The following is an 11619-nucleotide window of genomic DNA, read 5'->3' on the forward strand; positions in this document are numbered from 1 at the left end:
CTATTCGCCGGTCGCCGCCCCAAGGATCAGGATGCGCACCTCGTCGCCGGGATAGATGAGGTCCGGGTTGCGGATATCGCTCAGGCGCGCGAGCTCGGGATAGCGATAGGGATCATCCAGATAACGTGCGGCGATGGCCCACAGGGTGTCGCCGCGGCGGACCACGTGCAGGATCTCGCGCCGGATCACCCGCCCCTGGTGCAGACGCGGCGCCTCCTCGGCAGTCATCTCGCCACCTGCGGCCACCGCCTCCCCGTCGATCGGGGCCTCGGGTGTCGCCTGGCTTGCCGGATCCTCCCCGTCCGGTGCGGTCGGCCCCGCCGCCCGTTCCGCTGTCTCCCGCTCCGGCAGGAATGCCCCGGCATCCACCTGCGTATCCTGCGCCAGGACCGTCGACGACTCGGGCCCGACATCGCCCGGCGGCACGGCCGATGACCCTGACGGGACCTCGTCCAGGATCAGCGTGACGCGTCGGCCCTCGCGCTGCAGGGTGGGCAGCGCGCCGGGCTGCGCCTCGCCCGCGGGGGGCAGTGGTTCGGATGCCGGCCCGGGCTCGACGGTCACCGTCGCGACGGGCGCGGGCACGGGCGGCGGTGAGTCTGCGGGCGCCACCTCGGGCGCCATCGCTGGCGCCGGTGGTGACGGCGACGGTTCTGCCGTGGCAGAGGCCGGGGCGCGTCCTTCGCCGCCACCCAGCAGCAGCCAGGCACCCAGCCCGAGCAGGAGACACAGGCCGGCGACCAGGAGCAGGCCGCCCCAGGCCCCGCCGTCCGATGCCGGCATGGCCATGCCGGCCGGCGGGTCCGTGGCCATCGACCGCGGACTGTCCCCGACCGGCGAGCGATGCGACACCTCCCCTGCCCTGGCGCCCGCCACACTGCGATCCGTGGTACACCCCCTGGCGGTGCCTGTGGCCGGTGCGGGGGGCGGTCGCACTGCCTCCTGCCGGGATGGAGGGCCGGCCCGTGTCGCTGCCGCAGGGGCCTTTGGCAGGCCCGGTTTGCGCGGTGTAGCATCTGCGTCCTGCTGCACGGGCGGCCGGGGAGCGGCGGGCGGAGCAGGCGTCTGCACCGTGGTCGCTGGCTGGACCGGAGCTGGCGTGGGCGTCTGCCCGCGGCCGGCGGGAGACGACAGGGTCGGCCCGTGGTCGCTCCCTGCCGGCGCGGGACGCTCGGCCCCGGGCGGCGTCCCCGGCGCCGCGTCGGGACCGGGTGATGTCGCGACAGGACGCGGCTCGTTCGGGGCGGTCGTCGACGCCGGCAACAGGCCCGCCGCCTGCAGCCAGCCGGCGGCGGGCAGCTCGCGGAGCCGGGCAAGGTCGGCATAGAGATGGATCCGGCCCTCGCGGGTGAAGGTGCCGGGAAAGACCTGGCGGGGGACGTAGCGCGGCGTGGGGCCGAAGCGGCCGTCGCTGCGGGAAACGACGTTGTCCACACGATCGACCCGGTAGCCGACCGGGCCCGCCGGGGTCTCGACGACCAGGATGCGCTGGCCGGCGCCTGTGGCGGGTTCCAGGCCGAAGCGCTGACGCAGGTCGACCACCGTGACCAGCCGCCCGCCATGGCGCAGTACGCCGGCACTGTCACGCTCGCCCGGCAGGTGCGAGAGCCGCCCCGCGGCCAGCACGGCATCCACCGGCCCGCTGTCGGCCGCGCAATGCACGGGTCCGACGGCGAACAGGATCAGGTCGGTCTGGGCGACATTCGTGGTCAAGCGCGACATCCCTTCGGCGGGTAACAGCTGCAAGCCTTTTATCGGCCGCGCGTCACAAATGTTGAAGTGCTGCCGGCGCCGCCCGGGACAGACGAGGCTATCTTGATATGGATCAACGCGTTACCCTGAGCGCATGCCATGCTATCGACACCGCAAACCCTGACTGGCTGGATACACCATGTCCTATCGAATCCTGCTCGCCTGCCTGCTCCTGCTCGCCGCCGGCACGGTACAGGCCGAACCGCGCGGCAGTGAGCTCTACGCCCAGCACTGCAGCAGCTGCCATGGCGATGCCGGCATGGGCGGCGTGGGCGTCCCCATCGCCCTGCCCTCGTTTCTCGGCGGCGTGACCGACGACTACCTCTTCAAGACCATCCAGCTCGGCCGGCCCGGGCGCGTGATGCCCGCCTTCCACCAGCTCTCGGCGGACGAGATCCACGCCATCGTGGCTCACATCCGCGAGCTCGGCGGCGTGCCGGAACCTGGGCTGCCCGAGGTGGCCGTGGACGGCGACCCCTTGCGCGGGCAGGCGCTGTACGCCCAGCATTGTGCCCAGTGCCACGGCGCCAATGGCGAGGGCGGTCGCGGCACCGGCGTCACCTTCTCCCGGCCGCGCGACCTGCCCATCATCGCCCCCGCGCTCAACAACAGCGGCTTTCAGCAGGCCGCGAGCGACGCGATGATCCGCCATACCCTGATCCACGGCCGTGCCGGCACCCCCATGATCTCCTTCATCGAGGCCGGCCTGAGCGAGCAGGACATCGACGACATCATCACTCACCTGCGCGGGCTCACGCCCGAACCCCCCATCGAGGATTCGGAGGCGGCCATCATGGTCGTCGACTCGCCCTATGACCTCGACAGCACGGTGGAGAACCTGCGACAGGCGGTGATCTCGAAGAACTTCCGCATCATCCGCGAGCAGACCCTCGAGGACGGCCTGCGCCCAGAGGGACAGGATTCGAAGAAGGAGGTGATCCTCTACTTCTGCAACTTCAACTTCCTCAACGAGGCCCTGACGATCGATCCGCGCGTGGGGCTGTTCCTGCCCTGTCGCATCACCGCCGTGGAGGATGCCGACGGTGGCGTGCAGCTCATGGCCATCAACCCGCTGCGCCTGAGCGACCTCTTCAACAACCGCGAACTCGATGCCGCCTGCGAGGAAATGCACACCATCTATCGCGACCTGCTCGAGGAGGCAACGCTATGACGCGCCACCTGCAAGCCGCCCTGCTGCTGCTCGCCTGCCTGGCCGCTCCGGCCCTGGCCGAGGACCTGCTGATGACCCGCTCGTCACAGGCCTTCCCGGAGACCATGCTGGCCCTGCAGCAGGCCATCGCCGATCAGGGCTATACCCTCTCGCGCGTGCAGCGCGTGGATATCGGACTCACCGCCATGGGCTACGAGACCGACAAGTACCGCGTGGTCTTCTTCGGCAAGCCCGAGGAGATTCGCTGGCTTACCGAGACCCATCCCGAGACCATCCCCTACCTGCCGCCGAAGATCGCCATCTTCGCCGAGGACGGCGATACCCTCCTGGTCGCCATCAACCCCGCGCACTTCACGCAGTTCTTCGACGACCCAGAGCTGAAAGACGTGTTTCTGCGCTGGGAGCGCGATTTCCGCGCCATCCTCAACGCCGTCGACTAGGCGGGGCACCATCCCGTAGCCGTGGCCTTGCGGCCCGTCATTCCTGACGGGCGATGGCGTGTCGGCAGAAACGGGAATTCATCAGTGCCTGTGCTCTGCTGGACTGGACCGGATCGGTGCGGGAGTCGTCATCGCGGCGGCGAGGGAGATCAGAGCTTGCGCCGGTACTCGTGCAACAGCACCACGGCATGGGCGGCGATGCCTTCCTCGCGACCGGCAAAGCCGAGGCGCTCGGTGGTGGTGGCCTTGACGTTGACCTGGTCGGTACCGCAGTGCAGGTCCTCGGCCAGGTTGATGCGCATGGCATCGATGTGGGGTGCGAGTTTGGGGGCCTGGGCGATGAGCGTGCTGTCGACGTTGCCGATCACCCAGCCCTGTTCGCGGGCGAGCTCCATCACCCTGCGCAGCAGGATGCGGCTGTCGATCCCCTTGTACTCGGGGCTGGTATCGGGGAAGTGACGGCCGATGTCGCCCAGGGCCAGGGCGCCGAGGATGGCGTCACACAGCGCATGGATGAGCACGTCGCCGTCGGAGTGGGCGGCGAAGGCCTTGCCATGCGGGATGCGCACCCCGCCGAGCACGATGTGGTCGCCTTCGGTGAAGGCATGGACGTCGTAACCGTGACCGATGCGCATCGCGTCTGCTCCTGTCTATGCGTTTTCTGCCGCTTCCTGGCGCAGGAAGAACTCCGCCAGCGCCAGGTCCTCGGGACGAGTGATCTTGATGTTGTCACCCCGCCCCTCGACCAGCAAGGGGGCCTGGCCGACGTATTCCAGGGCCGAGGCCTCGTCGGTGATCACCGCACCCTCCGCCGCCGCCCGTGCCAGGGCCTCGCGCAGGGCGCCCAGGCGGAACATCTGCGGTGTGAGGGCGTGCCACAGACCCTCGCGCTCCTCGGTACGGTCGATGCCGCCGCGCTGCCCCGCCCGCTTCATGGTGTCGCGCACGGGCGTGGCCAGTATGCCGCCGGTGGCGTCGCCGATCAGGGCCTCGATGAGCCGGTCGATGTCGGAGGGACGCAGGCAGGGGCGGGCCGCATCGTGCACCAGGACCCAGTCATCGGTGGCGGCATGCGCGGCCAGCACGGCCAGGGCATTGCCCACCGAATCGCTGCGTTCCCTGCCGCCCGGGGCGATGAACAGCGGCTTTTGCGTGCGCACGGACAGCCCGGGCCAGTAGGCATCGTCCGCGCTCACGGCCAGCACGATGCCGGCGATCGCCGGGTGGGCGTCGAAGCGGGCGATGCTGTGTTCGAGCACGGTACGGCCCAGCAGGGAGAGGTATTGCTTGGGGCGGTCCGCGCGCATGCGCCTGCCGACGCCGGCGGCGGGGATCACGGCCCAGTAACGTACGCTGGTCATGGTTCGGGGGTGTCTTGCGGGGGTTCGACGACCTGGTAGAAGACCTCGCCGTCGCGGATCATGCCCAGTTCGCTGCGGGCGCGTTCCTCGATGGCCTCGGTGCCGGTCTTGAGATCCTTCACCTCGGCCTCCAGTGCCTCGTTGCGGTCACGCAGCTCGGCATTCTCGGCACGCAGCTCCTCCACGGCCTGGTGCAGCCGCCAGACCTCGGCGAGGCTGCCGTCACCTACCCACAGGCGGTACTGCAACAGCACCAGCAGAACAGCGAGAATGATGAGCAACCAGCGCATGGTGATGACGCGTTTCGCTGCCTCCGGGGCTTGATGAATCGGGGCGCAGAAGATCCGTGGCCGGCGGACGTGCCGCCGGCCACGGTCAGGCCGATGTTCAGCCCAGCTGCTTGAAGGCGCCGGCGCCGGCGTAACGCGCCGCCGAACCCAGCGCTTCCTCGATACGGATGAGCTGGTTGTACTTGGCCACGCGATCGGAACGCGACAGCGAGCCGGTCTTGATCTGGCCGGCGCCGGTGGCCACCGACAGGTCGGCGATGGTGACGTCCTCGGTCTCGCCGGAGCGGTGGGAGACCACCGCCGTGTAACCGGCCTTGTGCGCCATCCGGATGGCCTCCAGGGTCTCGGTCAGCGTGCCGATCTGGTTCACCTTGATGAGGATCGAGTTGGCGATATCCTTGTCGATGCCTTCCTGGAGGATCTTCGTGTTGGTGACGAACAGGTCGTCACCCACGAGCTGTGCCTTGCCGCCCAGGCGCTCGGTGAGCAGCTTCCAGCCCGCCCAGTCGTCCTCGGCCATGCCGTCTTCGATGGTGATGATCGGGTACTGGTCCACCCAGCCTGCCAGGTAGTCGACGAAGCCGGCGGCGTCGAAGGAGCGGCCCTCGGACTCCAGCACGTACTTGCCGTCCTTGTAGAACTCGGAGCTCGCGGCATCCAGCCCCAGGTAGATGTCCTTGCCCGCCTTGAAGCCGGCCTTCTCGATGGCCTCCAGGATGGTCTCGATGGCCTCCTCGTTCGAGGACAGGTCGGGGGCGAAACCGCCCTCGTCACCCACGGCGGTGTTCAGGCCGCGCTTGGCCAGCACAGACTTGAGCGAATGGAAGACCTCGGCACCGTAGCGCACGGCCTCGGCGATGCTGCCGGCCGATACCGGCAGGATCATGAACTCCTGCAGGTCCACGCTGTTGTCGGCATGTGCACCGCCGTTGACGATGTTCATCATCGGCACCGGCAGCAGGGTGGCATCGTCGCCGCCGAGGTAGCGGTAGAGCGGCTGGCGCGCGGCGGCGGCCGCCGCATGGGCGTTGGCCATGGAGACGGCCAGCAGGGCATTGGCACCCAGGCGGCTCTTGTTCTCGGTACCGTCGAGCTCGATCATCTTCTGATCGAGGGCCTGCTGATCACGCGCGCTCAGGCCCAGCAGGGCCTCGCGGCTCTCGCCGTTGACGTTGGCCACGGCCTTCTGCACGCCCTTGCCCAGGTAGCGGCCCTTGTCGCCGTCGCGCAGCTCGATGGCCTCGCGCGCACCGGTGGAGGCACCGGAGGGGACGGCGGCACGACCCACCTCCCCCGAGACCAGTTCGACCTCGGCCTCGACGGTGGGGTTGCCGCGGGAATCGAGGATCTCGCGGGCCCGGATATCGACGATATCAGACATTATATCTCCACTTATCAATACGTTAATATTTATTCTTAAAGCGATTTCTTCGCTTATCAGCCCAGATTCTGTTCGGCGAAGCCCAGGCGCTTGACCACGTTGTCGAGCTCCCTGAGGGTCTCCAGCAGCCCCTGCATGTGCGGCAGCGGCCAGGCATTGGGGCCATCGGACAGCGCCTTGGCCGGGTCCGGATGGGTCTCCATGAACAGGCCGGAGATCCCGGCGGCAACGGCCGCGCGGGCCAGCACCGGCACGTGCTCGCGCTGGCCGCCGGAGCAGCTGCCCTGCCCGCCCGGCAACTGCACCGAGTGGGTGGCATCAAACACCACCGGGCAGCCGGTCTCGCGCATGATGGCCAGGCCACGCATGTCGGAGACCAGGTTGTTGTAGCCGAAGGTGTAGCCGCGCTCGCAGACCATGATCTGCTCGTTGCCCACGGCGCGGGCCTTGTCCACCACGTTGCCCATGTCCCAGGGGGCGAGGAACTGGCCCTTCTTGATGTTCACGGGTTTACCGGTGCGGGCCACGTTCTGGATGAAATTGGTCTGGCGGCAGAGGAAGGCCGGGGTCTGCAGCACGTCGACGACGGCGGCGACCTCATCCAGCGGGGTGTCCTCGTGCACGTCGGTGAGCACCGGCACGCCGATCTCGGCCTTCACCTTCTCCAGGATACGCAGCCCCTCTTCCATGCCCGGGCCGCGGAAGCTCGAGGCCGAGGAGCGGTTGGCCTTGTCGAAGGAGGACTTGTAAATGAAGGGGATGCCCAGGGCATCGGTGATTTCCTTCAGACGGCCCGAGGTCTCGAGTGCGAGCGCCTCGCTCTCGATGACGCAGGGACCGGCGATGAGGAAGAACGGCCGGTCCAGACCGACCTCGAAGTCACAGAGTTTCATGCAGATTCGGCCTCGTTACCGGATGTCTTTTCGTGATGTGTGCGTGCCGCGCGGACAAAGCCCTCGAACAGCGGGTGCCCGTCGCGCGGCGTGGAGGTGAACTCCGGGTGAAACTGGCAGCCCAGGAACCAGGGATGGTCGCCAAGCTCCACCACCTCGACCAGGTTGCTGTCCATCGAGGTACCGGATATGACCAGCCCGGCGTCCTCGAGTTGCGTCCGGTAGTTGTTGTTGAATTCGTAGCGATGGCGGTGGCGCTCGGAGATCACGTCCTCGCCGTAGGTCTCGCGCGCCAGGGTGCCGTCGGTCAGCTTGCAGGACTGGGCGCCCAGGCGCATGGTGCCGCCCAGGTCGGACTCGGCATCGCGCGTCTGTACGGCGCCGGTCTCGTCCTGCCACTCGGTGATGAGCGCGATCACCGGGTGTGGGGTGTCGTGGTTGAATTCGGTACTGTGCGCACCGGCCAGACCGGCCTTGTGCCGGGCATACTCGATCACCGCCACCTGCATGCCGAGGCAGATGCCGAGATAGGGCACGCCATGTTCGCGGGCATACTGCACGGCGCGGATCTTGCCCTCCACGCCACGCGAGCCGAAGCCGCCGGGCACCAGGATGGCGTCCACCGATTCCAGCTCGTCGATGCCATCGACCTCGAGCTTCTCGGAGTCGATGTAGTGGATGTTGACCTTGGTGCGCGTGTGGATGCCGGCGTGGGTCAGGGCCTCGTTGAGCGACTTGTAGGACTCGGTGAGGTCCACGTACTTGCCCACCATGCCGATGGTGATCTCGGCCTCCGGGAATTCCATGGCATTGACCACGTCCTTCCAGTCGCTGAGATCGGCCGGCGGCACGTCCAGGCGCAGCTTGCGCACGACGATGTCGTCGAGCTTCTGTGCGTGCAGCCAGAGCGGGATCTTGTAGATGTTGTCCACGTCGATGGCCGAGATGACGGCACGGTCCTCGACGTTGGTGAAGAGCGCGATCTTGCGCCGCTCGCCCTCGGGCAGCGGCTTGTTGGACCGGCACAGCAGCACATCGGGCTGGATACCGATGGAGCGCAGCTCCTTGACCGAGTGCTGGGTGGGCTTGGTCTTGATCTCGCCGGCGGCGGCGATATAGGGCACCAGCGTGAGGTGCACGTAGACCACGTTGTCGCGACCCTCCTCCACGCCCATCTGGCGGATGGCCTCGAGAAAGGGCAGCGACTCGATGTCGCCCACGGTGCCGCCGATCTCGACCATGGCGATGTCGGCATCGCCCGCACCCTCGCGGATCTTCTTCTTGATCTCGTCGGTGATGTGCGGGATGACCTGCACCGTGCCGCCCAGGTAGTCGCCGCGACGTTCCTTGCGGATCACGTCCTCGTAGACCTGGCCGGTGGTGAAGTTGTTGCGCTTGCTGGTCTTCACCCGCAGGAAGCGCTCGTAGTGGCCGAGATCGAGGTCGGTCTCGGCGCCGTCGTCGGTGACGAACACCTCGCCGTGCTGGAACGGGCTCATCGTACCCGGGTCGACGTTGATGTAGGGGTCGAGCTTGAGCATGGTGACCTTGAGGCCCCGCGCCTCGAGGATGGCACCCAGGGAAGCGGACGCAATGCCCTTGCCCAGGGAAGAGACCACGCCCCCGGTGATGAACACGTATCGGGTCATAAAAACCTTCGGGTTGTCAGAAAAGGCGGAAGGTGATTCCAGACGGGCTTAAAGGATACCAGAGCCGCCGCGTCCGCTCAATGAAACCCGTGTGACAGACAGCGTATCTTCGGCAGGAAATCAGGCACTTAGCGCAGGACCCCGGGGAGGCCGGCTAGGAGGAGCAGCTCACCCGCACCCGGTCGGCCCAGTCCGGCGGCAGGCCGGCGTAGCGCTCCATGCCCGGATGCTCGTCGAAGGGCCTGGCGAGGAGCTCGCGCAGGGCCGCGATCTCGCTGAAGTCCCTGCCGGTCACGGCCTTGGCGATGGCGATCTCGGCCATGTAGTTGCGCAGGACGTATTTCGGGTTCACGGCCCGCATGGCGGCCGCGCGTTCGGCATCCGGCACGCCCTCCTCCCGCAGGCGCGCGGCGTAGTCCCGCGCCCAGGCGTCGAAGCCCTCGCGGTCGAGCACCATGTCGCGCAAGCCCCGGTTGTCGGTGCCAGGCTCGAAGTCTGCCAGCCGGCGGAAGAAGATCGTGTAGTCCGTGCTGCCCTCAGCCAGCAGTGCCAGCAGCCGCTCCACCAGCTCGCCGTCCGTCTCCCGCGGTTCGCGCAGGCCGAGCTTCGCCTGCATGAGGCCGGCGTAGTGACGGCCGAAGTGCCGGCCATAGGTCGACTCCAGCACCGCCCGGGCCTGTTCGGCCGCGGCCGTCTCGTCCGCGTCGAACAGGCACAGCATGGCATGGGCCAGGCAGCCCAGGTTCCACAGGCCGATCTGCGGCTGGCGGTGGAAGGCGTAGCGCCCGCCGTGGTCGGAGTGGTTGCAGACAAAGCCCGGGTCGTAGGCGTCGAGAAAGCCGAAGGGCCCGTAGTCCAGCGTGAGCCCCAGTACCGACATGTTGTCGGTGTTCATCACCCCGTGGGCGAAGCCCACCGCCTGCCAGCGGGCGATGAGTTCGGCCGTGCGGCGGGTGATCTCGGCCAGCAGGTCGAGGTAGGACGTGCTGCTGTCCGCGAGTTCGGGGTAATGCCGCTCGATGAGGTAGTCGGCGAGCTGGCGCACCCGGTCGAACTGGCCGCGGTGGTAGAAGACCTCGAAACTGCCGAACCGCAGATGGCTGGGGGCCACGCGGGTGAGGATGGCGGCCGTCTCCACACCCTCGCGGTAGATCGGCAGGTCGCTGCCCACCATGGTCAGGGCACGGGTGGTGGGGATGCCCAGGCCGTGCATGGCCTCGCTGCAGAGGTACTCGCGGATGGTGGAGCGCAGCACGGCGCGCCCGTCGCCGCCCCGCGAATACTGCGTGGGCCCGGCCCCCTTGAGCTGCAGCTCGTGGCGCGAACCGTCCGGTGCGACCACCTCGCCCAGCAGCATGGCCCGCCCGTCACCGAGCTGGGGTACGAAGACGCCGAACTGGTGGCCCGCATAGAGCATGGCCACCGGGTCCATGTCCGGCAGCTTCTGCTGGCCGCTGAAGACTGTCAGGAATTCGGGCCGTGCCGCTTCGTCCGGGTGCAGGCCGATGAGCTCGGCCACGGCCGGGTTGAAGTCGACGAGATAGGGGGCGGGAAACGGCGCCGGCAACGGGCGGTCGTGAAAGCTCTCGCCCAGAGCAGCGTAGCTGTTGTCGAACTGGAGTTCCTGCAGGCGTCTCATGGCGTGGATGGTGAGGCCCGGCGGGTTGACGATCAACCCGCCGTTTGCAGGGATTTGAGGTCAGGCGTGGCTAGAAGTCCACGTAGGCGGCGAACTCCGCGACCACCAGCTCCCACCACTCGAACATGTCCTCGATGTTGGCCTGGGTGACGCCACCGGCGAGGTTGTAGTGGATGGTGACGATGGGGTCACCCTCCTCGTCCAGATAGGCGCGGCCAAAGCGCTTGTTGAGGTTCCATTCATTCATCTTGGCCAGGTCACCGGGCTCGTCGGCATCGAAGCCGGCCCAGAACTCCAGGGCGCCACAGCCCTTGTCGCCATCGCAATCGTAGAACAGCACCCGGTATTTGTAGCCGGAGGCCGTGCTGTCGATCATCGGGTCGCCGGCATCATCCACGCCGAGCTGGGCCCGATAGCCCAGGTCCTGCATCAGGCCCTGTAGCTGCTCGCCCGTGAGACGGGCATGCAGCTTGTCCGCCGCCGTTGCCGGGCCTGCTGCCAGCAGACCGGCCGCCAGCACCAGGTGCAGCAACCATCCACATGTCTTCTTCATCTTTGCTCCCTTAGTTGTTGTAGTCGTCATCACGCACCAGGCTCGGCATCGCCCCCGCGATGCAGCACCACCTGGTTTCGCCCGGCGTGCTTGGCCCGGTACAGGGCCACATCGGCGGCGTGGAAGGTCGCCTCCACGTCGCCCTCCGGTCCCATCTCGGCCACGCCGATCGAGACCGTCGCACGCAGGGGCTCGGTAACCCCCTTCACCGTGAGCTTCGCCGCCGCCACCGCCTCGCGCAGACGTTCCATCACGCTGGCGGCCTCGTCCAGGCCCGTCTCGGGCAGGCAGGCCAGGAACTCCTCGCCGCCGTAGCGACAAAGCCCGTCATAGGCCCGCAGGTTGAGGCGTATCAGTGCCGCCACGTCCTGCAGCACCTCATCGCCGACCAGGTGGCCGTGGCGATCGTTGATCTGCTTGAAGTGATGGGTAAGCGGATTAAATGGTTGATCTTACCTTTGCATGAGAGTGAGACAGACCGGCATCTCAT

11 protein-coding genes and 1 pseudogene are annotated in these 11619 nt (G+C 67.7%); 2 read left to right on the plus strand and 10 right to left on the minus strand.

All coding sequences use genetic code 11. From position 1 onward, the window contains the following. Positions 1-1713, minus strand: a complete 1713-nt coding sequence (locus HUJ28_01585; GenBank protein MBD3618150.1) for a chemotaxis protein CheW — start codon at positions 1711-1713, stop codon at positions 1-3. Positions 1714-1891: 178 nt separating this feature from the next. On the opposite strand from HUJ28_01585, the gene HUJ28_01590 reads away from it, so the two are divergent. Both HUJ28_01590 and HUJ28_01595 read left to right on the plus strand, forming a co-directional pair. Beyond that, the gene (locus HUJ28_01590; protein MBD3618151.1) at positions 1892-2923 is read left to right on the plus strand and encodes a c-type cytochrome; all 1032 of its coding nucleotides are present in this window, start codon (positions 1892-1894) and stop codon (positions 2921-2923) included. Next, positions 2920-3363 carry a DUF302 domain-containing protein gene (locus HUJ28_01595; GenBank protein MBD3618152.1) on the plus strand — a complete coding sequence of 148 codons (444 nt, stop codon included), beginning with the start codon at positions 2920-2922 and terminating at the stop codon, positions 3361-3363. Before HUJ28_01590 ends, HUJ28_01595 begins: the two co-directional genes overlap by 4 nt. Positions 3364-3512: 149 nt before the next feature. On the opposite strand, the gene ispF is transcribed toward HUJ28_01595, so the two are convergent. The 9 genes and pseudogenes from ispF to HUJ28_01640 all read right to left on the minus strand — a co-directional run bounded on the left by ispF (position 3513) and on the right by HUJ28_01640 (position 11557). Continuing rightward, positions 3513-3998, minus strand: a complete 486-nt coding sequence (gene ispF / locus HUJ28_01600) for a 2-C-methyl-D-erythritol 2,4-cyclodiphosphate synthase (GenBank protein MBD3618153.1) — start codon at positions 3996-3998, stop codon at positions 3513-3515. Between the two features lie 15 nt (positions 3999-4013). After that, positions 4014-4724 (minus strand): 2-C-methyl-D-erythritol 4-phosphate cytidylyltransferase, encoded by a 711-nt coding sequence (ispD, locus tag HUJ28_01605; protein MBD3618154.1) that lies wholly within the window; start codon positions 4722-4724, stop codon positions 4014-4016. Beyond that, entirely contained in the window at positions 4721-5014 is a 294-nt protein-coding gene (gene ftsB, locus HUJ28_01610) for a cell division protein FtsB (protein MBD3618155.1), read from the minus strand. Before ftsB ends, ispD begins: the two co-directional genes overlap by 4 nt. 97 nt (positions 5015-5111) lie before the next feature. Next, entirely contained in the window at positions 5112-6395 is a 1284-nt protein-coding gene (gene eno, locus HUJ28_01615) for a phosphopyruvate hydratase (GenBank protein ID MBD3618156.1), read from the minus strand. Between the two features lie 56 nt (positions 6396-6451). Then, a complete protein-coding gene (kdsA, locus tag HUJ28_01620) occupies positions 6452-7288 on the minus strand; it encodes a 3-deoxy-8-phosphooctulonate synthase (protein MBD3618157.1) in 837 nt (278 codons plus the stop codon). Beyond that, complete coding sequence (locus tag HUJ28_01625) at positions 7285-8937, minus strand: CTP synthase (GenBank protein MBD3618158.1); 1653 nt, start codon at positions 8935-8937, stop codon at positions 7285-7287. Before HUJ28_01625 ends, kdsA begins: the two co-directional genes overlap by 4 nt. A 154-nt stretch (positions 8938-9091) precedes the next feature. Continuing rightward, complete coding sequence (locus tag HUJ28_01630) at positions 9092-10576, minus strand: YdiU family protein (protein ID MBD3618159.1); 1485 nt, start codon at positions 10574-10576, stop codon at positions 9092-9094. Positions 10577-10646: 70 nt separating this feature from the next. Then, the gene (locus HUJ28_01635) at positions 10647-11129 is read right to left on the minus strand and encodes a YbjN domain-containing protein (GenBank protein ID MBD3618160.1); all 483 of its coding nucleotides are present in this window, start codon (positions 11127-11129) and stop codon (positions 10647-10649) included. Positions 11130-11158: 29 nt separating this feature from the next. After that, positions 11159-11557, minus strand: a pseudogene (locus HUJ28_01640) (diguanylate cyclase). Positions 11558-11619: the final 62 nt, after the last annotated feature.

The sequence above is a fragment of the Chromatiales bacterium genome (assembly GCA_014762505.1).
Lineage (GTDB): Bacteria > Pseudomonadota > Gammaproteobacteria > SpSt-1174 > SpSt-1174 > SpSt-1174.